We start from the raw sequence: 23,733 nt of genomic DNA on the forward strand, positions 1-23,733 counted from the left end.
TTTTGTTTATGCAAATATACGAAAACATGAAAGAACGGACAAATATTTCTTTCCCGCCCTCCTGCCTTACCAGCTCAATTTAATAAATTTACTCTCCCACGGCCTGAACTCCGCTTTCCCCTTCTCGTCGATTGGTTTTCCTGTCACGTCACAAACCGTGGCTTTCCGTATCTTCACACAATCGGAAGTAACAGCAAAGACTGCCGGCCGACCATCCGTTTCACGTAAATGCAGCATCACGGCATGTTCCCCCTCCACCGGTGACATGTTGACCAACAAGAGGTTATCCGGGCGAAGCGTGAGAAAAGTTCCGCAAGAGGGCGCAGCCTTACCTTCACGGCCGCCGGCCTGAAGTACCCGGGTCAGGAAAGGAATCCGGTTTTCCCAAGCAAAACGCGTGGCAAATCCGGCTGTCGTGTCCGCCGACGAAGTGATGAAATAACTCCACTGCAAACCTCCGGTCTGGTCTGCGTTAAAATTGGTAGTCCAATAGTTATTCATCGGCCAGGAATACATATTAGTAGTCTGGGGTACGGCACCAGACTGATAACGTCCGGTATTGATGGCACCGAATTGCATCAGGGGTATTTCAGGGCTTCCCATTACGACCTGGACTTCCGAACTGCGTACCGCTGCAAAATTCTGCACGGTGTACCAATCGTTAGACGAGCCGGGAATCTGGTCTATCCCGGCTTCGATATTTCCGCCGGGCACGTCCAGAAAGATTCTGCCGCCCTCTATCTGGTACGGAAAAGACACATATACGGCTTCCGGCTCTGCCTCTGCTTTTTTACGCAAACTGTAAACCACTTCTATCTTTTTCTCTACCTTATATATATGGTACTCCACCGTCAGATTATCATGCCCTATCCCGGCTGCCGTCTCTCCTTTGAAACGGTAAGTATCCCATATAGCCCCTTCCTCGTACGCCTCGAAGCGCATTTTCTCCGGATGCCTGCGTGTAAAGCGTGGGTACGTATATCGCTCCAAAGCGCCCCGGTCGTCTATCGTCTCATAAATGAATTCTCCCAACTCCCATTCTGCATCCTCCGTCAACAACTGCCGTTGCAGGTCTTTGTCGTAAAGTCGGGAAATGGTGCCCCGTTGCAGATTGAAATCAAGACCATACCACTCATTCTCTACATGCGTACCGGACAAACTCCCTGCGGATGCTTCGGACGGCAATGGCTCGTCTTTCACGTCTATGCGACACCGGATGAAGCCCAAAGCCGGTACATCCCGGACATAAATATACCAATACGTTCCGTCCGAACGGCTCTCACCGGCCTGAGCAGGAACGCTACGTCCCGACGCATCCGTAATCTCAAAAGCTTTGTCGCGCGGCAAAAGCTGATGGTCTACATACACCTTGGCTATTCCGCTATAGCTCCAGTTCAATGTATTGAAAACCAATACGGAAGGCTCATCCGTTTTCGGAATAAAAGACTGCAAAAGCCCCATTACCGCCTCGCCCAACAATCCGGCATGCCGGTAAGCCTCCCACGCATACGACTGTTTCAGCGAGCGTTGCTCCCACGTCTCCCGGCCATACGGGTCACGCACACTCTCGCAATACCCGAACGTATGCTCATCATAGAAAAGCAGGGCTTCGTTCATGCCACTCACCTTCCCCATCACCCCGTGGGGCAACTCGGCTCCGGCCAGTTTTGCCAAAGCCAAACCGCCTTGCCCGGCAATCGCATGGGAATGGGTAGTACGGGAAACAGCCGCTTCGCGTGCTCCGGAAGCAAACCCATCCGTCCACCAGTCCGGCCACGCTCCCCGAATGACGGGTATCTGCCCGGCATAATCACGCTCCACGGTCTTGATAAAGTCCGTAGCGACTGCCGAACGTAATTTAGGCCATTCGTACTTTTCATTCCAACGTTTCACCATCTCGCAACTCCGGGTGGAAGGAGGAGCATTATCGGTCAGATACCCGGAATGCTGAATGGCACAAATGTCATACAGGTATCCCTTAGCTTCCAGTTGCCCCAGATAATCCCACACGCATTGCTCGAACTTTGTGAAATCATCAGGGTTGTGCACACCCCAATAGTTCCCCTGATGGTAATGTTCCGCACGGTAAGCCAGGATTTTTTTCCCCGATGGCGACTCCCACCAAAATACCGTGGGCTTATCGAAGCATATCAATGCCCGATGCCCATGCGTCCCCATATTCAGGTACTTCACTCCTGCGTCGGCAAAATATTCACTGAAACACCAGGCTATTCCGTTTACATCATCTTGCATGGCCAAGTCCGTCCGTAACCCTTCCTCCCGGAACAACTTCAACGGAGCCAAGGATGCAGCCAAGGTCTGTTCGTCCGGCAACTCATCAAAATTCAGGTACATGGCACCCAACTCAATTCGCCCTTCTTTCACCCTGCGTTTCAAACGTTCGACCTGGGAAGCCGGACGATTTTTCAAATACTCTTTCACGGGCCAAGACACCTCGAAAGTCCATCGGAACCGCTCGGCATCCGGATAATGATCCGTGGCATCACAATAATCCAAAGCATAATCTATGTAACGCAAATGTTCTGCCAAAATCTCCATCTGCGAACGAGTATAGCCGATGTCCGTATGTGTATGCTGCACCAGATTCATCTGCCAATGCCGGGCTACCGGTACTTTTATTTCATCCGAAGCCAAAGACACCTGCCCGGTGCGTAAAGACAACGGCAATGTACGGTCCACGCCAGCGTCAGGAATATCAAATACAAAATGATTTTCCCCCTTTTCCAAACGGACATGCTGCACCAACCTGCCCAACGCCAATTCCGCCTCTGTGACCTGTCCGTCATAGCCTACCGTCACAGCCACCCGGCGGACCGGACCTGAAGAAGATTTATACACAGCCGGATACAGCTTCGCCTGAAGCACCGGAGACGCTGCGGAACAAACCGAATGAAAAGCCGCCCCTCAAAAGAGCATCCCCAAAAACAAATTCTGTAATCTCATAGTGATTTATTGTGATTAAATAGTTAGGATTCGTCAAAAATGTTTCTCCTTTTCATTGGCCATCGCCGGAAAAGACATATATTTGCGTTGTAAAATTACGAAATCAGACGGTGAGGCCAAACGGTACTTCACTGAAAGACGTAAAAGCATTAAAAAATGACGAAAAGGAAAAGGTGGCCTCTGGTTTTATGCCTGCTTACAGGATTAGGAGCAGCCGGATGCACCAACAAAGAAGAGGAACAAGTAAACAGCAGGGCTAAGGAATTTGCGGAAAATTATTTCAACCTGCGTTTCGACAAAGCATACGGGAATTGTACCGAGGATTCCCGTAAATGGATGGCTTTCCGCGCGTCGAACATCACCGAACACGACCTCGAAGCCGTACGGTCTGCCCCGGAAGAAGCATACGTAAGTTCAACAGAATGCCAACAAATCAACGACAGCACGGCACTCGTACGTTGCATCGTTTGCCAAGCACTTGCCGCCGATTCGTTGGAACAGCAAAAAGGCCGTATTGTTCCGGAAGCCGCATATCTCATCCCTTTACGGAAAGAAGGCCGCCGATGGCTTGTCAGAATGGAAGGCCCACTGCAAAATGCAAAGTGAAATCCCGCTTAAAGTCCGGATGAATAATCGGGTAATGATGACGGACATCATCATACGCCGGATGAATGGCTTTCATACCTCCGTCCAGACGTAAGATGAAATAATCGAAATTCAAACGGAATCCCAATCCGTAAGACACGGCTATCTCCCGCCAGAAACTCCGCATGCGGAACTGTCCGCCGGGCTGCTCGGCATAGTCGCGGATAGTCCAGATATTGCCGGCGTCTACAAAAAATGACCCATGCAATTTCCAGAACAGATAGGTACGGTATTCCGCATTGAGGTCCAATTTGATGTCACCGGTCTGATTGATAAAGTCTATACGTCCGTCTCCCCCGGTAAAACGTCCGGGTCCCAATTCCCTGACCGACCACCCTCGCACACTGTTGGCTCCTCCGCTGAAATACCTTTTCTCGTAAGGCAGGATGGTAGAGTTTCCGTATGGATAGGCTACCCCTACGCCAAAATGCAAAGCCAACGAGTTACGGTCGTCGAAACGGAAGCTCTTGCTGATGTCGAAATCTCCTTTCAAATACTGTGCATACGCTATATTGAACAATGTATATTGCCCTTGGTCGTTCCGGTTGGCTCCAAAGAGATTAGAGAAACCATACAGTACATTGCCGGCCGACTCCACATTAAAACGGATGCCCAAGGCATTGCTACCGTAATCCACAATACTCGTTGCATTGCGTTGCGAATTATAGGTAAAACTATAGCCTAACCTCATGATAAAAAGATTTTCGTAATTGTAACGCAGGATAGCATTCCGGTCGGTTTCGTCTTCCAGGTAATCCTTACGGAATGTTTCGGAAATCCAAGGCATGAACACGTAGTTCAAGTCTATCAGGTCGATACGGTGGCGGAGCAAACCATTCGGGCTTTGCCAACGGTAACGCAGAGCTGAAGTCAAAACACGCCGATGAAACTCAGGACGGTTTTGGGAATCATATAATAATGAGATCTCCGAAGTGGCACGCATCAACCCACGGTCGCGGCCATTGAAGCGAAACAACCTGAAATTAGGGAATGTCAGGCCGGCTTCCACACTGATTTCCATATAATTCTGGTCACTGTACCCTTCCAGACCGGTAATGGCTTCAAATGCCCCACGAAGTTTCAGGGACAGCAATTCAGAGCCTCGAAACAGATTCCGGTTCTGGTAAGTCAGAAGCAAGGCCGCCCCCAAATCACCTGCCGAATTGGTACCTTCCAATTCCGCTCCCAACGAACGCGGTTTATTCTCGTGCACGGTCACGAATCCGTCCAGCATATTCGGCAAGGAATCGTTCTCCACCATCTTGATATTGGAAAACATCACGGCTCCCAACTGGCCGAAGTTACTATAAGTCCGTTGTACGTCGCGCTCCCGGTACAGATGCCCCGGCTCGATTGCATTGTTATTGGTAAAGACAGAAGGGCGAAAAGCCAGTTTATGCTTGTAATAGATAGGAAAACCCCGATAGACCATACTGTCCAATCGGGAAGTATCACGGCTCGTGTCAGAAGCCGCCGCATCGCCGGAAAAGGAAACAGAGTGAATTTTATAACGTCGGTGAAGTTCCGGATTGCTTTCCGCTGATGCCCGGTACAAAGGTATCACCACATCCAAATCCACCTTTTGGTTCCCCACGCACGTATCCGCTTCAAACCGGACATATTCCTTGTTGAATTTATAATATCCGCTGTTTTGCAAACGACTGCTGATGCGGCTGCGCTCTCCGTCCAACACATTCAAATCGAAAGGCATTCCGGGTTGCAAGGATGACAATGAAGCTTGTTCGCGGACAATACGTTCCACCACAGAATCCTCTATAAGGTAACGGATGTTTCTCACCCTATAACGCTCTCCCGGCACAATCTCGTATGCCAACCTTACCTTCTTCCCTTTCACCGCACGCTTCTGATTCACCCGGGCATGAAGATACCCCAAATTGTTCACAGCCGCCAACATGTTTTCTCCCGAACGGTTAGCCTGTACCGTATCGAAAATTACCGGCGCCTCTCCTACCCGTTGCAAGAAACGGTTGATTCGCTTAGTCGTGTCCCGCCCGGACAGGGCATACGGCCCCATAGGGACTTTCAGCAGGCTGAACCACTTGGAATTAGGATGCTGACGAATGTATCCTTTCAACGACGTGGCATCGAGCGATTTATCCGTCGACTTCACAGAAACGCTTTCCAACATATATTCGCCTTCGGGTATGAATTTCGTAGCTGAGCAAGCGCCCAGCAACGCCATGATGATTCCCCCGGCCATACTGTATAAAAGTTTCCGCATAAGTGCCATTTCAAATACAAAAATACATCATTTTTCCCAATAAAACGGTTTAGGCGGACACAAAAACAAAAGCCGGTACACGCTATTCGAAAATAACTTCTTAGATTTGCAGTATAATTGGAATCGAAATGATCAGCAAAAACAAAATCAAGCTCATCCGCTCTCTCGAGCAGAAAAAATTCCGCAAGGAACAGCAACTCTTCGTGGCCGAAGGACATAAACTGGTAGACGACTTGCTACCGGCTTTCGACTGCACCTTTCTCGCAGCCCTGAAGGAATGGCTGGACACACGGCGGGAAGTTGTGGAAACACTCGCCCGTAAAGGATGTGAAATCCAAGAAGTATCGGCCGAGGAGCTTCAAAAAACCAGCCTGCAAAAGAATCCGCAGGACGTGTTGGCCGTATTCCACCAACGTCAGGCCGAAGGGGCACCGGAACACATACTGAAAGATCAACTCTGCCTTGGGCTCGACGGCGTGCAGGACCCGGGCAATCTGGGCACGATTATCCGTATAGCCGACTGGTTCGGTATCGAACATATATTCTGCTCTCCCGACACGGCCGACCTTTATAATCCCAAAACCGTACAGGCCACCATGGGAGCCATGGCACGTGTCTGCGTACACTACCTTTCACTGACGGATTTGCTGCGGGCAGCCGAGACCGACACACCGGTCTACGGAACGTTTCTGGACGGGAATGACATGTATGGTACGGAACTAAGTTCCAACGGACTGATTGTCATGGGGAACGAAGGCAATGGCATCAGCCGGGACATCGCGTCGCTCATCAACCGGAAACTGTACATCCCCAACTATCCTCTCGAACGAAACACATCGGAAAGCCTGAACGTAGCCGTAGCCACAGCCATCGTTTGCGCCGAGTTCAGAAGACGGGATACCATCGGAAGACAGGAGTAAGAATATCCGCATCGGCAGGCAATCCATCGGCACTCCAAAGCCGCAAAGCATGCGGACTTACATCTGGATTTGTTTCCCGCAACAACGCGTCAATACTGTCCCCGGGTTGCGGAACGGCCCCGGGAGGCAATAACAAACCGACGCCTCCATTCCATATCACAGCCGGCATTTCTTCCGTCAGGATATAATGGAATTGATAAAAGCCTTTCTCATCGACCGTTATCACCGGCATGGTCTCAAAACACCCCGATGGCCAATACACTCTATGGAAAGCAATATGTTTCAAGGCCGCTTGTTTCCTTATTGTTTCAATGTCCTCTTCGTCCCGCTCCCGTAGCCCCCGGTTTACGAACCACACGATAGGGCTTTTCCTTCACCACGTGGATGGAACGTTCCACCGGACGGCTTTCCCTCAATTCGGCGGGAGAAAGACGGCGGGAAACCGTATCAGCCGGTATCACCCGCAACACCGAATCTTTCAACGATGCGTCCATACTATCCGGCTTCGCCACAGCTGCCGCAGTATCCACAACCACCGGCTGCAGATGGAAACGAACCAACATGATGTCGCGAAGCAACAACAGGCGGGATTCCTTGTCTTCGTCCGAAGGTTTATAATACACGAACCCGCCCACTTCCCGAATCGCATGAGCCGTGTCTCCTTCCAAACGAAGCTGCATCAGGTTATTGGAATAAATTCTTTGCGTAACGCCTGCCGTGGAATCATTGTCGTATTTCACATAAAAACCGGCGTATGCCTCATTTTGCCGTCCGTGGGATATATAACGGGCATCGAAGCGCCAAAGCAGGGCATCCCCTTTACGGAAAGTCGTATCGGCTGTCATGGTAAACAGCAAACGGTCTTCCATAAAACTCGGTTTCAGGATTCTGAACGCACGCTCCTGCCAAATATTGGCCGTGTCCCCCCGTGCATCCAAATGGGCAAAGATGTCGTTCTTCCCGGTAGAAGCTCCCAACGCCGAAACATGCGTGCTGTAACGCTCCTGCAACTTTTTATAAATGTCATTCAAGTAAGTGGCATGCGACGCATACCACACCATCGTGGAGTCGAATTCGGCCTCGCTCACCCCATGCTTCTCAAACACGGCCTGCACGTAACTGTAACGTTTAAAGTTCATGCTGTCCCCTCCCGTCTCCGCCATAGCCTGTGCGACATGGTAATCATAAAGCAAATCTTCCAGTTCCTCAGGCTGAATCAGACCGGACGGTACGCCGGGCTTACATGCCGGAAACAAAAGAACGGCTGCCACAGCGCCAAAAACTTTACGCAACGACTTTGACATGAAACAGTTAAGGATTATTGGGAAATACGTTTATGATAGAAAATCAACAAGGCAATGATACCGCAACTGATGGCTGCATCCGCAAAATTGAATATGGGACTGAAAAAGATGAAATGCTCCCCTCCCACCCATGGCATCCAATCCGGCCAATAAGTGTCGATGATGGGAAAATAAAACATGTCCACCACGCGCCCGTGGAACACACTTTCGTACCCCGTCCCGAAAGGTACGAAATGAGCAGTGAACGGTGCGGGAGGATTGTTGAAGATTAATCCGTAGAACACGCAATCTATGATGTTCCCGGCAGCACCGGCCAAGACCAATGACAAACAGACTACAAAACCCGTCGGCACGCCTTTGCGTATCGCCCTGTAAAGGAGATACGCAATGACGGCCACGGCGATAATACGAAAAGACGTCAAGAAAAGCTTGTCGAAAAACTCCCACCCGAATGCCATGCCGGGGTTTTCAGTGAAGAGAATGTAGAACCAATCGGTCACATGAATCTTCTCATGCATATACATCTGAGTCTTGACCGCAATCTTAATCCATTGGTCTATGACCAACACCAATAAGATAATCAGCCCGGCCAAACGTCCTTGGGTGAGCCATCCCCGACCGCTACTTCCTTCTGTCCTCATTACTTTTTCATGTTTTTAGCCTCTATGCTCAATGTCGCATGGGGAACCAAACGTAAACGTTCCTTGGGAATCAATTTACCGGTCTCACGGCAAATCCCATAGGTCTTGTTTTCGATACGTACCAAGGCGGCCTCAAGCCCCTTGATGAACTTCTGTTGGCGCGAGGCCAACAGCGAAAGCTCCTCTTTGGTCTGCGTATTGGCTCCCTCTTCCAAAGCCTTATAGGTAGGCGACGTATCGTCCACCCCGTTGTTGTCCGTGTTCATCAATGTGCCCATAATGGATTCATATTCCTCACGTGCCACTGCCAGTTTCTTCAGTATCAACTCCTTGAACTCGGCTAATTCCTCATCACTATAACGTGTTTTCTCTGTCATAATACTTCTTATTTTAGGGTTAATAATGCTCACTTACTCTTTCTCTATCTTTATCTCCACGGTGTAATCGTCTAAGTCTATGGCCACGCCATCATCCACCTTGTCCGCCACCGTAAGCGAATTGGCCAGGACCTGGCCACAGATGTAGTCTCTGTATTCCGCCACGGCCTTGTCCGTTTGTTCCGCATGGGAGAGCGTCACGGCAATACGGTCGGTAATCTCGAAATCCTTTTCCTTACGTAAGTTCTGTATACGCTTCACTAATTCACGGGCCGTTCCCTCCACACGAAGCGCATCCGTCACGGTAATATCAAGTGCCACCGTCAGGCTGCCTTCATTGGCCACCGTCCAACCGGGAATGTCCTCACTGAAAATCTCCACATCGGCAACTTCGATGGTTACCGCCTCGCCGCCCTCCAAAACCACGTCGAGCGTGCCTTCTCGCTCCAATCCGGCTATCTGTTCTTGCGTCAGGTTTTCCACCGCAGCGGCCACGTTCTTCATCAACTTGCCGAACTTCTTACCCATCGTACGGAAGTTGCACTTCACTTTCTTCACCAACATGCCATCGCCCTCCACAAACTGCAATTCCTTGACGTTCACTTCGTCCAGAATCAACTGCTTCACGGCTTCTATGCTTTCACGACGTTCCGCGTCGCCCGACGGTATGGAAATGCACTGCAAGGGTTGGCGCACGATAATCCGCTCTTTCTTGCGCAAGGACAAGACCATGGACGTAATCTGTTGCGCCAATTCCATACGGTACTCCAATGCCTTGTCCACCTTTGCGTCGTCGCAAACCGGGAATGCAGCCAAATGCACGCTCTTCGCTTCTGCACGGCCCGTTGCAGCCGTCAAGTCATGATACAAACGGTCGGCATAATACGGAGCGATGGGCGCCATCAGTTTGGCCACCGTCTCCAAGCACGTGTACAACGTCTGGTAAGCCGAAAGCTTGTCCGTGCCCATCGCACTGCCCCAGAAACGTTTGCGGCTCAGGCGGACGAACCAGTTGCTCACGTTGTCTATCACGAAATCCTGAATCAGGCGTCCGGCCTTCGTCGGTTCATAATCCTCATAGCAGGCATCCACGTTCTTCACCAACGTATTCAACTCGGACAAAATCCAACGGTCTATTTCCGGACGCTCGCCCATGGGCACATCGGCTTCGGCGTAATGCCAACCGTCCACGTTGGCATACATCGTCAGGAAAGAATAAGTCTGGAACAATTTGCCGAAGAACGTGCGACTGACTTCCTGTACGCCGGCCTCGTCGAACTTCAGGTTGTCCCACGGCGAAGAATTGGTTATCATATACCAACGTACGGCATCCGAACCGTACTGCTCTATCGCGCCGAAAGGATCCACTGCATTGCCCAAACGCTTGGACATCTTGTTCCCGTTCTTGTCAAGCACGAGGCCGTTGGATATGACAGCCTTATAAGCCACACTGTCGAATACCATCGTGGAGATGGCATGCAACGTGAAGAACCATCCACGGGTCTGGTCCACACCTTCCGCAATGAAATCGGCCGGATAAACCGTACGGCCATCCAACTCCGCCTTATGTTCGAACGGATAATGAATCTGGGCGTAAGGCATGGCACCGGAATCGAACCACACGTCGATGAGGTCTGCTTCACGCTTCATCGGCTTGCCCGCGGGGCTTACCAAAACGACCTCGTCCACAAACGGGCGGTGCAAATCTATTTTGTCATAATTGTCCTGACTGTAATCGCCGGGGACGAAGCCACGGTCTTTCAGCGGATTGGAAGCCATCAGTCCGGACGCTACCGCTTTCTCGATTTCGGCATACAACTCCTCTACCGAACCAATACAGGTTTCCTCGCCGTCGTCCGACCGCCAGATCGGCAACGGCGTACCCCAATAGCGGCTGCGGCTCAAGTTCCAGTCATTCAGGTTCTCCAACCATTTACCAAAACGCCCGGTTCCTGTGGATGCCGGTTTCCAGTTGATGGTACGGTTCAGTTCTATCATCCGCTCCTTGGCAGCCGTACTACGGATGAACCAACTGTCGAGCGGATAATAAAGGATCGGCTTGTCTGTCCGCCAACAATGCGGATAGTTATGCACGTGTTTCTCGATTTTGAACGCTATGCCGCGCTGCTTCAGTTCCATGCAGAGTGCCACGTCGAGGGTCTCGTCTTTGTCGGTCTTCTTCGGGTCGTAGGCGTTTTTCACGAACTGGCCTTCCCACTTCTTGTATTCATCCACGTTTACCTTATGTTGCACGAAATCTTCATCCAACTCGTCCAACAGGTAAAACTTACCGGTCAAATCCACCATCGGACGGAATTCGCCCTTGCGGTTGACCAACTGCATGGGAGGAATGCCGGCAGCCTTGGCCACCAGCGCGTCGTCCGCACCGAAAGTCGGGGCGATATGCACGATACCCGTACCGTCTTCCGTAGTCACGTAATCTCCTGGGATGACACGGAAAGCCCCTTCTCCGGGATTTACCCAAGGGAACAACTGTTCGTAGGCCATGCCGACCAAATCCGCCCCGAGGTACTCACCCACAATCTGGTAAGGTATCACTTTGTCCCCCGGCTTGTAACCGTCCAACGGCATATTCTCGCCTTCCGGGTTAAGATAAGCTCCCAAACGCGCCTTAGCCAGTACCACTGTTACGGGTTCGCCACTGTACATGTTATAAGTACGCACGCATACATACTCTATTTTCGGTCCTACGCACAATGCCGTGTTGGACGAAAGCGTCCAAGGCGTAGTAGTCCATGCCAAGAAATAAGGCGTGCCCCACCCCGTCATTTCAGGGCGCGGATCGAGCATCCGGAACTGTGCCGTCACCGTCGTGTCTTTCACGTCGCGGTAACAACCGGGTTGGTTCAACTCGTGCGAACTCAGCCCCGTACCGGCGGCGGGCGAATAAGGCTGTATCGTATATCCCTTATACAACAAGCCTTTCCGGTAGAGCTGCTGCAACAGCCACCAGAGCGTTTCGATATATTTGTTGTCGTAAGTGATATACGGATGCTCCATGTCCACCCAATAGCCCATCTTATGGCTCAGGTCGGTCCATTCCTCCGTATATTTCATCACGTTCGTGCGGCACTTGCGGTTATATTCCTCGATGGAAATCGTCTTGCCTATGTCTTCCTTCGTGATGCCCAATTCTTTTTCCACGCCCAATTCCACGGGAAGCCCGTGGGTATCCCATCCGGCCTTGCGCTTCACCAAGAAACCTTTCATGGTCTTGAAACGACAGAACGTATCCTTGATAGAACGTGCCAGGACATGGTGGATACCCGGATGCCCGTTGGCTGAAGGAGGACCTTCGAAGAAGATAAACGAAGGACAGCCTTCACGTTCTGTCATACTCTTATGGAAGACATCTGCGTCATCCCACATCTTCAACACCTCTTTGTTCACCTCAGAGAGGTTTAGCTGTGTACGTTCTGCGAATTGGTTTGCCATATATCGTAGTTTACTTTCGCGTTACTTTAAAATTTTGGCAAAAATACGATTTCTTTTTCAGAATAGGAAAAATTTCAATAAAAAACAGAAACGGAAATCATAGTCCTTATCTTTGGGAATCATCTGCCTTAGAACGGGAAATCAATCTAAGCCAAACGAAAATTCAATCTAAGCCGAATGATTTTTCATTCTCCGCACAAAAAACAAGCATTTATATACATTTGTAATTCAGCAGGTTATAATATAAAAAAAAAGAGGGCAGGGAATCCCAAACATTCCCTGCCCCGACATTAAGTCACGAACAAAAACAATTACATTCCTATCTGTCCTTTCCAATTCAGGAACCAGTTGCTCTCTACCATCAACTTGTTGTAAAGCGAACCGTCACGATTCTCTTTGCCTTCGCGCTTGCTGACCGGGTCGGCCACCCACGCATTATTACGGTAACGTTTGGCAAAACGGATCAAATCATAAAAACGCTTGCCCTCGAAACAGGATTCCAACGCATTTTCATTGATGATCATGCTGTCCACGCGGGCTTGCTCCTCAGCCAGGTTCAGGTAAGCCCAGTCCTTGCGGCTCTGCCCCACGTAACCGTTGACACGGTTACCGTCCTTGTCCAAAGAATCCACCATCGGATAAGCATAATCCGGATCCAACTCGGCATAACCGCAACCACGTGAATGTACGCCCACCGTATTGAAAGCTTCGGTAACACTACCGCCTTCCTCACCGAGACGTCCGTTACGCGTCTTGAACACATTGAAATAATTGTTGGCCGAATTCAACTCGTTGAGGAATGCCAAATCGGCATCGTTGCAATATACGGACACACTGTCATCTACCACGTCCTTACTGATTCCCGTGGCCAAAATGGCGTATGCCATGCGCGGGAACCCGCCATTGTTAAGGGCTTCGGCCAAACGTAACCAAACATCGCATTCACGGTAAATTCCGATGTGGCGTTGGTTTACCTTGTAGATATTCTGCCTCGTAAACTTATTGGCAGTTCCTCCCGTCGTAATGTTAAAGGTTCTCGTCCTCCATTGGGCACCCAAGCGCAAATCTCCCTCCAACACCGGTGACTCCTCAATCTCATCCGGAATCACATCTATCGGACGGTTTTCCTTGTCCAAGAAAGAATAAGACTGCGACCGGCTGATTTCCTGCATGTGCAAGGACGGCGTGATGCAGAAGTTCGTAGAAGTAATGAGGGCACCGTCTTCTGTGGTCGATGAATTGTACAAAGTCTGCACTTCGCTATAATATCCCTGACTGGCAGCCGAGTCCATCGGGATAAAGGTGAAGGTTTCCGTTCCATATATGGAAGGACTCTGTCCCGGAAGTGAATAAGAAAGCCCATAAGAAGTCCCCGTGCTTGAGTAAAACTCTGACCACCAAGCCAACTTTCTATTGGGATAGTAAACAGACTTCGAGAACCCGTCCCCAACGTTACGTTTGTCCATAATCCAACGGAAATAGCATTTGGCAGCCTCGCGGTAATATGCACGTCCGGCATCCGTCCCCTGGCAAGAAGCTTTCCAGAGATACAAATCGCCCAACACCATGTCTACCGGGAAATAGCAGTTGGCCATTAAAAGATTACCCACCTTATGCAAAACGGGCCATTCCGTGTTGCTGTATGGTTTCAGGTCGTTGATGAAATAATCGCAAATGGCTTCAATATCCTTACGGTCTTTCACGTCAAGGCTGACATCATTGGCATCCTGCTCCGTCAGCAACGGATTCGTGTAGAAAGGCACCTTGCCATAGTTCAACGCCAGTTGCAGGTAGGCCCATGCGCGGATAGACCTTACCTGTGCCATTTCCTTGGCAAAAATCTGGTTGCCGCGATTGTCGTATGCGTTAGTATCAGCGTATGCAAGATAATAATTACAGTTGTTAATCACTGCATAATAATCACGCGGGCTATTATATTTGTTCTCGTCCGTCACTTCGAAGTTGGCCAACGCACGCAAATCGGCACTGGCCTGAGTGGTCAAAGTCACCAAGTCGCCCCGCACCTCGCCCAACAGGTTGGTTCGGTCACCGATGGCCTGCAGCTTATAGATAATACCTATCAGGGAAGTGGCAGTATCGGCCGGTGTCTTTAAATGGCTGCCGTTTTCGTATATCACATAATCCGAAGTCGGCTCCAGCATGTCTTCGCAGGATCCTAAGAATCCTGCTCCGACAGCCGCCAACGCAATCTGAAAAATATAAGATTTGAGTTTCATAAGAGACTGAATTAAAGGTTGATTTTAATACCGAGCATAAAGTTACGGCTGTTAGCCAACAGGCCGCGGTCTATGCCTTGTTCCAAAACACTGTTGCTCATGGAGAAGTCCGGATCGGCTCCTAAGTACTTAGACACGGTAAAGACGTTGTTTGCCTGTCCCCAGAACGTCAGGCCGTGGATGAAAGTATTGTTAATCGGAAGCTCGTAGCTCAACGTGATAGATTTCAAACGCAAGTAACTGGCATCCTCAATCCAACGGTCGCTGAAACGGGCATTGCCCATCGGGTCTTCCCACGTCACCGTCGGCATGTCGGTCACCTGTCCTTCATAGCTCCAACGGTTCGCCATCGCTACCGACTGGTTCATGAAGCGGTTTCCGCCTTCCAACTGCGAACGCAAGTAGTTATAGGCATCGTTGCCCAAGCTGTAATTGAAGTTCACATCCAAACGGATACGCTTGTAACTCAAAGAGGTGAAGATGTTACCGTAAATATCCGGGTTCGGATCTCCGATGACCTGCATATCTGCCTTGTTGATTTCCTTGTCACCGTTATCGGCAAACTTCACGTCGCCGGCCCCGAAGTAATTCTTGTCGATACCGTTCTCGCCCAAGATATACAATCCGTCGGCCTTGGCCTCTTCCGAAGTGGCATATACGTGCGTACCGGATGCGGTGGCCTCGGTCTTGTAACCATAGAACAAATTCACCGGTTGGCCAATCTGCGAACGGATGGTAGCACCGTAGACTTCGGCATCCACATAATCCTGTCCGTCGGGCAAAGCCGTCAGCTTGTTCTTGTAATGGCCGACACTGGCGCCCAGTTCCCAGTTCCAGTCGCGGGTGGCAATGATATGGCCGTTCACCGTAATATTATAACCCTTGTTCTCCAAAGAACCACCGTTCACCCAGTTGTTCTCCAAACCGGTAATGAAGTTCAGCTCATGGTAAGTCAACAGGTTGTCTGTCCAACTCTTGAACACGTTTACTTTCAAGTTCAAACGGTTCTTCAGGAAATTCAACTCCGTACCGAAACTGAAGCGACGAGTGGTTTCCCACTGTACTTCCGTATTGCCCAAATTGCCCAAAACCAAACCATTGGCCTTATTCTGGAACAAGATACTCTTGAAATAAGTACGGGTGGCATCAAAGTCGATACCGTCGTTACCGCTCACATCGTACCCCATCGTGAATTTGGCATAGTCTATTCCCGGCACATCGAACCAACTTTCATTGGACAACACCCAACCGGCCTGGATTCCGGGGAAAACGCCCCAACGCACACCGGCCAGTTTGAACCCTTCCTTCGCTTCCTTACCGAATCGTGAAGAACTTTCGATGGCCAAGTTACCTTCCACGAAATAACGCTTCCTGTAATCATAACGGGCCTGTCCGTACCAACTCATCGAAGTCCACTCGTTGGTGCTACCGGTAGTCGTCTTGTTTTTAGTATCGTTGATAAACGGTGTCTTATCACTACCGGTATCATACCCCAACTGCGAATCCACCTTATAACGGTCGTTCATATAACGGAATCCTCCCAAAAGATCGATGCTGTGTGCCCCGTACTGGTTGCCCCACTCTATTTTCGTATCGCTCGTGATAGAGTTCTGCGAAGAGTAAAGCGAACGGATTTCATTCTCTACCGTAAGGCCGATAGAAGACACATAGTAGTCAGGCACACCGTTGATGGGCACGTAATACTTGTCGTTCGTATTCGTCAACGTATAGCTGAACAAAGAACTGATAGACAAATGCTTGTTAAACTGCCATTTCGGCGTAATGGCGAGGTTCAAATAAGAGTTCTCAAAGTAATTCTTGTTCTGGGCCGTACCGTATTCATTGATAGAAGCAGGGTTGGCCAAACGGTAGTTCACATTACCAATCGAAGCCAAAGCCTGGTTCAGATAGTCCTCGTCGTTATTGTCAAATGCCACGTCGGAAATCTTACCGTTGGAATAAGCATACGGGCTCAGCATCGGGCTTTTCACCAAACCGAGATAATTGACGGAAGTCACCGTTCCTTCATCATACCCTTCCGGCGCACCCTGGTCTTTCAAGTTACGCGTCACGTTGCTATAAGAAGCATCGAAGCGGATGAACAGGTGCTTGAACATGTTGATGTCCGTATTGAAACGGATATTCAAACGGTTCACGTCATTGTCTTCCAACACGCTCTGCGCACCATTGTACCCCATCGCAAGAAAATAGCTGGCTACTTCATCACCACCTTGCACCGTAATGCCATAATTCTGCGAAAAAGCCTCACGGTAGATGACATCGTCCCAATCCGTATTGTTATTATACTTGTTATAGTAGTAATTATTCGGATCGGAAGTCAGGAACTGGAATTCCGACAAGTTCGTACCCGTTGTCTTCAACAAGTCCGAAGCGTATGTCTTGAACTGCGAACCGCTCATCACTGGAAGCGATTTAGGCAATAAGGTTATACCTGCCGACACGGTGGCATCGATTTTCGTTGCCAGACTCGTGTTGCGCTTCGTCTCGATGAGAATCACGCCATTGGCACCTTTGGCTCCATAAATGGACGTACCGTTGGCCATCACCTTCACGCTCTTGATTTCATTGACGTTGAAGGAGGTCAGGATATCATTGTAGAAACCGTCATGGATCATCGTGCGGTCATATTGTTGGTCCACGATAACCCCGTCAATCACGACCAACGGCTGGCCGTTGCTGTGCAAGGAGTTGATACCGTTCATCATCATGAAATTTCCGATACCGGGCGTACCTCCACGGGAAATCGTACGGACATTGGCTCCCAACCGGTCACCGATTTCGGACGTGATATTCAATGACGGACTATAATCGAACTTGTCTGCCACCACCGTGTTCAGGATATTGTCATCCGCACCGTATGCCGAACGCATGACACTCGAATACATCGTCACGTCACGCAACTTACCGGATTGGTTAATACCCACACGAACCGTATTATAATCCGGCGACGTGATTTTCAAGGCCGTGGCGTACTCCGGCACGTCGAGCTTATACGTACCGTCCTCTTCGGTCAACGTACTGTAACCGTCGTAACCGCTCACGCTGACCAACGCCCCACCCAAGGGCGCGCCGGATGTCACCGCGAACACTCGTCCGCTGACCGGACGTGTCTTTACATTTTTCTTGATCGGACTGGCAGGTCTGGCCGCAGTCACGGTGTCGGTAGCAGCCTCTTCCTGGGCATAGCCCCCCAAAGTGCCTGCCATCAACAATGCTAAACAATAGAATCTATATCTTTTCATTACTCATGCTCTAATATTGTTCTACAATCAATTTTCATCGCTTCCGGAACCGGATGTAGGACGTGGCTCGAAAATCACACAGTCTATCGCCAAATCCTTACTGTAACCGTCCGGTACCGTACGTCCCTTGATAGATTGTATGGTCAGCAACACCCTGGGATCTTCCTCTCCAAAGTTAGAAACCGGGAATTCAAAGCCTTCCGTTACCGTTATGGTGTCCATCCTTGTGGCATCGACATCCACGTCCGTGCACAAAGTCCGCGCATTGCTTCCTTCAATCATGTCACCGGTCCTCGACGAATAATATCTGATTTTAGCCGTAAACTGACGCTTCAACTGTGCGTCTTCCTTGGCCAAAGAGTCTCCGGCCAAAGGAGAGGCAAACACGACCTTGATGTCATACGGGCAATTGGAAAGCGTGCTAGGAATCTTAAAGGTAATTTCCGGTTGGTTGGTACGTCCCGAACGGGAATCCTTTACCACTAAGTAACCACCCGTTGACACCCTGAAATTCTCATTGGTTGCCTCTACCGCATTTACCTGGATTGCAGTAGAGTCGCCCGAAAGCGTCACTGTCGAATAATTATTAGCATATTCCGCTTCAACCTGAATCGGACGCATATAAATCAGCTTGGTTGGAGGTATGCGCCAATCCGTAGCCTTATACAACCGGCCGTTGCTACAATCCTGAGGAGTCAGGCCATGCAGCAAACCACCTGCCTGCATCGGCCACTCGAACTTGGAGAAATCCGGATAATACGACATATAGGTCGTGGCAACGATGGAATCCGGATTTGCTTCGTTGAAAGGCAATTCCTGCTCCCGTACATTGAAGAACGAGCTGTAAATCAACATATATTGGGAATAGAGGTTCTGCAAAGAATCGCCGTCTTCACCTAAACTCTTGTGAAATTCGAAATAGGAACGATACTGATCGATATGCTCTCTCCAAACCTTATTGGTAGGAGCTACGAACCAATATAAACTATCCTCCGAATCAATTTGTCCAAAATTATCAAATATCCTGTTATAATTGTACATCACGGAATCCAGATATACAGTCTCACCGTCCACGATACCGCCCGGCACACTGGCCTCTTCGTCAAGTTCTATACGGTTCCATGAAAGGAAGAAATTGGACACGCTGTCCAAACCTTGGTCTCCCTCCCTATCCATACGAATACGCTCCCAAATGTTGGGAAAGAAAGTCGCGGCTCCGTCCACCTTATAAAGCATACCATTGGAAGAGGGCACACCATTGCCCACCATATTCACTTCGCCATTGAGCATGGAACTGGTCAAGTTCAGACGTTTGCCATTCAACATCTTGACAGTCTCGTCCTCCGTCAACGATGAAACTTGTTGATTGTACATGGCGATATGATTCCTGATAAACTGGTTCAAGGTAGCATTATCGTCATCAATGATTCCCAGGCTTTTCTCTCTCTTATAGGTTTCAATCCACTCCTGAGCTTCCTCCTCCGTGATTTCGGGAGCCCAAACGGTAAACACCTGATTGGAGTTCAACATGTCCTTATAGCCACAAGAATCAAGCACCCGTACGAAAGGACGAATGCTCTCGTCGAGTAGCATGTTTTCCCACAGGGTCGCACCGGGCACCGAACCATTCACACTGTAATGGTCGTCCCATGTATCCGTACAGGACACACCGGTGGTTGCGGCGATTAACGCCACAACTCCTGTCTGCATATAATATTTCAATTTCATTTTTCTTTAGTGTTTTAATGTGAATATTAGTAAAGATCCTCACCGATACCTCCGGCACCGCAAATGCTTATGGGCACCAATTCCATGTAATCAAGAATGAAACATCCTCTGTTCCCTTGCGTGAATACGGAACGAATACGGATCTTATGGTCTGTATGGGGTTTTATCTCTACATCGCAAATCTTACGACGGAAAGTATAGGCATTATTGTACATCATTGTACAACTATTCGGGCTGTATCTCGGAGCATCCGTTCCGTCATTCCCCGTAAAGCAACTCTTCGGCCCGCTATAATAACCGTTATTCTTCATCGTACGTTCGTTCTCTTCCAATTGCTCAGTAGTGTAAACACCAGAAGTACTTTCTTCCGAATTCCGGAAACCGGTAGTCCCATTATACAACCCACCGACTCATGCATCGTCTGCACGATAGCGCATATCGATAGGAATCCCCTGCGGAATGCCGTCCACATAAATTTGGGCAATACCACGATCCAACATACCCGGATATCCCAAACGAAGTTCATACGTGCCGGGAGGGACATTAGGCAACGGGAAAGTCACGTCGTAACTCGTTCCCAAGATGTTAATCTCATCCCCGCCCCAGTTCCACCAAGGCGTTTTAGGACGCTGCACGAAGAAAATGGTATTCTCGCTAAATGTACAATTTTTCATATAGCCGGGTGGTATATAATAATTGAACCCACCGTTTTCGCCACCGTTCTCGTCATTGTCGTGGCCACCGTAAGCCTGTGTCGGATTTCCACACAAACGAATGTCATTATTGGTCAATTCCGGCCATATTGTATAAAAATCCATACGCATCCTCGTATTCATCACGTTATTGCGCATCGTTTGGTCATAAGCCACAATATCGTCCAAATAGAAGTAAGACACGTTCAACGAGAAGTTCTCTGCGCCTGGCTGAGTCAAATAAGCACCCCGCACCCTGTCATAAGAATTATACCTCGTAGCCGTACTATGGTTGATATAGTAACTGCCCGGATGCTCTACCTGCTTGTCGACAGTGGCATATACCCTCTCCAACTTTATCATGGAATAATCCAACAAGGTGGAAATCCACTCCGTAGGGTTGGCGTATGCCGTATTGGTACCCCAACAGTTTATCAACTTGGCCGTACTGGCAAACAAACGGTCCAAAATGTGATACGACAAGAACATGTTCAACGGATTGTAACGACTGGTCAAGGACTCCTTGTTCCAATACCGTTCCTTATACGTACGCCTTTCCGAATCGTCAGGATCCACATCATTCAAACCGAATATGTTGGCAGCCGCATTATCTTTATATTTCTCCACGGCCAAATCGTACAACGCATCGACCTTCTGGTCCAAAGTCATATTGGCGTTGAAGCGATTGCTATATTTTTCATACAGCACCTCATCGGGAACAATAAGCAACGTGAAACCTTGGTAACGGTGATCCGGACGCTTGGCATGGTAGGCATAGCCTTTATCGTTTTCGTTGAAAATACCTCCGGAATAAATTTCCTTCTTGAATTCAGGGTAATTCTCTTTCCAGATTTCATAACTGTCATCACGATAGTGAACCAACGAGTCCAACAATCCCGTACGCTTGAGCGCTTCGTAATAAATCGTGAATTCGTCATGATTTTCATCCAACAGACTGGATCCCAAACTGGTATTCGGTATCAATACGCGATCCACCGGATGAACCACTCCGTTGTCTACAGAATCATTCTTCAACTCATTGATAATGGCCGAACGACGGTTGATGACACTTAACGTCATCCCATTCGCGTCCACTGTATCCCCGTCCGTCACGATAATCAAAGGCAAGTCAAGTTCATTATTGATTTGCTCCGTTTCGGCAAAGTTATAAGTGTACTTGATGCTATTATCCACCAAACAGGCTTTCACCAACGTATCGCACAATTCGACAGGCATGTCCTCGACAGAAGCGTAGCCGCGTTCCTTCAAAAAGGCTTCCACTCCGGAATTGATAGCCGGATAAAACGTTCGGGAACCACGGCTCGACAGGAAATCCATCTCGCCGGCACGCTCGACAATACGCTTGAACAGGCTGAAATCTTCACGATTCTTCAAATAATCACTCATCATCTCCCCCGTAAAAGTATAGTAGCTGTCGGCTGCCAAGTCATCATTGCAACTGGTGAATAGAATCATCTGCACCGTCAAGAATAAAACGGTGCAAATGGATGTCAATATTTTCAATAATTGCTTCATAATCATTATTTACCTGTTGATTCAAAAGAGTCACCGGCCTCCGGATAAGCAGGATTTTGCTTCAAATTATGGTTAACCTGCAATTCGTCGTAATTGTAAGGCCAATACATAGCCATTATGTTCTTCAGCTTACCGGTGGCAGTCGCCGCATTCTCCGTAAACTTGCTTTGCACAGCTTCCACCAAATATTCCGTATTGCCGTCACGACGACTGTGGCGCACCAAATCAAACCAACGTTTGCCCTCGAACAAGAACTCACGTCTACGCTCGTCGAACACCAAATCCATCAATTGCGATTTCGTAGAATAATTGCTGTAAACCAAAGAGGAAGAAGTATTCGGTGCCGAACGGTCGGCAACCGCCTTGATCAAATCGAAAGCAGCCTGTCCCAAGCTGTCATTTCGCTCAGATTCTTCTTCTCCCATCATGCAAATCAAAGCTTCCGCCTTAATCAGCATCATGTCGCTCACCCGGTAGAACACCCAGTTGGCATCATTTTTCGTCATACGTTCCACATAAGCCAAAGAACTACCGGAAGAAAGACCCGGATTAATGCTCGTATAAGCATATTTGGCAATGGTCACGATTTCCGGATTCGACTCGTTGTCCACATGGATGGACTCCTTGATACGCGTGTCTTTGTTCGACAAGAATATCTGCGGAGAAGATAACTCTTTCCAAAGGTCTTCTGCCGGTGCGAACTGCCCATAGTTCGGGTCTTTATCATTAGATTTGAAAAAGCGGTTGAAAAACTCGGCCGGTACATCATTCGCCTTTGAACCATCCGTCGTACTTTCGGAAAAATCCAACTCAAAAATACTCTCCGGACCACCACCTTCACCGAAGTTATATTCATAAGCCACACCTGCCAACAAGATGGTATTGTCATTATCCGGAATCAAAGGATAATCACCCACCATATAATAGGAAGAATAATTATTCTTGAAATATTCCGTCTTGTAATCGATTACCATTTGGGCATATTTCTCCGCATTGGAGTAATCCCCTATCCACAGGTACATATCGGCCAACATGGCGAAAATGGCATTCTGAGTGATACGTCCGTAACTGACATCCTTACCGGACTGTTTCGGCCATGCCTTCAACGCATCCGGCCACACAGCCACCAAATCATTAATCAGGTTCCGGACGATGACATCCCCATCCGTAGCCGGCAGGTTCAGCTCCTGTTCGTCATTGGTAATGGCCTCCGTATAATACGGCACATCCTTAAACGTACGTACCAAATAGAAATAACAAAGCGCACGCAAAGCTGTTACCTCGGCAATCGTTGCCTGAACGTCGCTCGGCAAATAATTCGGATCTTTTTCTGCCACCTCCGGTGCTTTTTGGATAACCAGATTACAGCGGTCTATGACAGAATAGAAACTCGACCAATCGGTATAGGCATTATTCGACAGGATATTTTCCGACAAAATATACCCTTCCGCCGAGGTTGCGCTGAATTTAGGATGAAACCCCTTGCGCGTGTTGTCCGAACGGCTCTCGCCCCAGATGAACAGGCGGCGGACAAAATCGTCATCCTGCATACGGGTGTAGCAACCTGTCACAATCTGGTCCACGTCGTTCTTTTCATTCCAGTAATTATCTTCATACACCATGGTCAACGGATAAATATCCAAAAAGTCTCCACAAGATGTCATAGACATTCCGACCATGGCCAGAAAAGCTGATTTAAACCATATTTTCTTCATCTTATTCATAGCA

The 23,733-nt window shown here is 49.0% G+C and carries 13 protein-coding genes and 1 pseudogene; 2 read left to right on the forward strand and 12 right to left on the reverse strand.

Going from position 1 to position 23,733, the window contains the following annotated elements:
• Positions 1-66: 66 nt before the first annotated feature.
• Positions 67-2,886, reverse strand: coding sequence for a glycoside hydrolase family 38 N-terminal domain-containing protein (locus HMPREF9442_RS02680; protein ID WP_008625070.1), 2,820 nt, complete (start codon positions 2,884-2,886; stop codon positions 67-69).
• A gap of 234 nt (positions 2,887-3,120) precedes the next feature.
• On the opposite strand from HMPREF9442_RS02680, the gene HMPREF9442_RS02685 reads away from it, so the two are divergent.
• The gene (locus tag HMPREF9442_RS02685; RefSeq protein WP_008625078.1) at positions 3,121-3,570 is read left to right on the forward strand and encodes a hypothetical protein; all 450 of its coding nucleotides are present in this window, start codon (positions 3,121-3,123) and stop codon (positions 3,568-3,570) included.
• On the opposite strand, the gene tamL is transcribed toward HMPREF9442_RS02685, so the two are convergent.
• Positions 3,536-5,860: a translocation and assembly module lipoprotein TamL gene (gene tamL, locus HMPREF9442_RS02690; protein ID WP_008625086.1), complete on the reverse strand. Its 2,325-nt coding sequence runs from the start codon at positions 5,858-5,860 to the stop codon at positions 3,536-3,538. The two genes, HMPREF9442_RS02685 and tamL, sit on opposite strands and share 35 nt — an antisense overlap.
• 119 nt (positions 5,861-5,979) lie before the next feature.
• On the opposite strand from tamL, the gene HMPREF9442_RS02695 reads away from it, so the two are divergent.
• Entirely contained in the window at positions 5,980-6,771 is a 792-nt protein-coding gene (locus HMPREF9442_RS02695; protein WP_008625093.1) for a TrmH family RNA methyltransferase, read from the forward strand.
• Here the strand turns inward: HMPREF9442_RS02695 and HMPREF9442_RS02700 are convergent.
• The 10 genes and pseudogenes from HMPREF9442_RS02700 to HMPREF9442_RS02745 all read right to left on the reverse strand — a co-directional run bounded on the left by HMPREF9442_RS02700 (position 6,737) and on the right by HMPREF9442_RS02745 (position 23,729).
• Positions 6,737-7,129, reverse strand: a complete 393-nt coding sequence (locus HMPREF9442_RS02700; protein ID WP_253270995.1) for a hypothetical protein — start codon at positions 7,127-7,129, stop codon at positions 6,737-6,739. The two genes, HMPREF9442_RS02695 and HMPREF9442_RS02700, sit on opposite strands and share 35 nt — an antisense overlap.
• Positions 7,080-8,042 carry a DUF4296 domain-containing protein gene (locus tag HMPREF9442_RS02705; RefSeq protein ID WP_253270996.1) on the reverse strand — a complete coding sequence of 321 codons (963 nt, stop codon included), beginning with the start codon at positions 8,040-8,042 and terminating at the stop codon, positions 7,080-7,082. Before HMPREF9442_RS02705 ends, HMPREF9442_RS02700 begins: the two co-directional genes overlap by 50 nt.
• A gap of 47 nt (positions 8,043-8,089) precedes the next feature.
• Positions 8,090-8,716: a lipoprotein signal peptidase gene (locus tag HMPREF9442_RS02710; RefSeq protein WP_008625095.1), complete on the reverse strand. Its 627-nt coding sequence runs from the start codon at positions 8,714-8,716 to the stop codon at positions 8,090-8,092.
• Positions 8,716-9,093 carry a TraR/DksA family transcriptional regulator gene (locus HMPREF9442_RS02715; RefSeq protein ID WP_021979778.1) on the reverse strand — a complete coding sequence of 126 codons (378 nt, stop codon included), beginning with the start codon at positions 9,091-9,093 and terminating at the stop codon, positions 8,716-8,718. The genes HMPREF9442_RS02710 and HMPREF9442_RS02715 overlap by 1 nt, the downstream gene beginning before the upstream one ends.
• A 33-nt stretch (positions 9,094-9,126) precedes the next feature.
• Positions 9,127-12,549 carry an isoleucine--tRNA ligase gene (gene ileS, locus HMPREF9442_RS02720; RefSeq protein ID WP_008625098.1) on the reverse strand — a complete coding sequence of 1,141 codons (3,423 nt, stop codon included), beginning with the start codon at positions 12,547-12,549 and terminating at the stop codon, positions 9,127-9,129.
• Between the two features lie 311 nt (positions 12,550-12,860).
• The gene (locus HMPREF9442_RS02725; protein ID WP_008625100.1) at positions 12,861-14,786 is read right to left on the reverse strand and encodes a RagB/SusD family nutrient uptake outer membrane protein; all 1,926 of its coding nucleotides are present in this window, start codon (positions 14,784-14,786) and stop codon (positions 12,861-12,863) included.
• Positions 14,787-14,797: 11 nt separating this feature from the next.
• Positions 14,798-18,013: a SusC/RagA family TonB-linked outer membrane protein gene (locus HMPREF9442_RS02730; protein ID WP_008625102.1), complete on the reverse strand. Its 3,216-nt coding sequence runs from the start codon at positions 18,011-18,013 to the stop codon at positions 14,798-14,800.
• A gap of 63 nt (positions 18,014-18,076) precedes the next feature.
• Positions 18,077-19,777, reverse strand: coding sequence for a fasciclin domain-containing protein (locus tag HMPREF9442_RS02735; RefSeq protein WP_008625104.1), 1,701 nt, complete (start codon positions 19,775-19,777; stop codon positions 18,077-18,079).
• Between the two features lie 26 nt (positions 19,778-19,803).
• A pseudogene (locus tag HMPREF9442_RS02740) lies at positions 19,804-22,005 on the reverse strand (fasciclin).
• Positions 22,006-22,010: 5 nt separating this feature from the next.
• Entirely contained in the window at positions 22,011-23,729 is a 1,719-nt protein-coding gene (locus tag HMPREF9442_RS02745; RefSeq protein ID WP_008625107.1) for a RagB/SusD family nutrient uptake outer membrane protein, read from the reverse strand.
• Positions 23,730-23,733: the final 4 nt, after the last annotated feature.

This window comes from Paraprevotella xylaniphila YIT 11841, from assembly GCF_000205165.1.
Lineage (GTDB): Bacteria > Bacteroidota > Bacteroidia > Bacteroidales > Bacteroidaceae > Paraprevotella > Paraprevotella xylaniphila.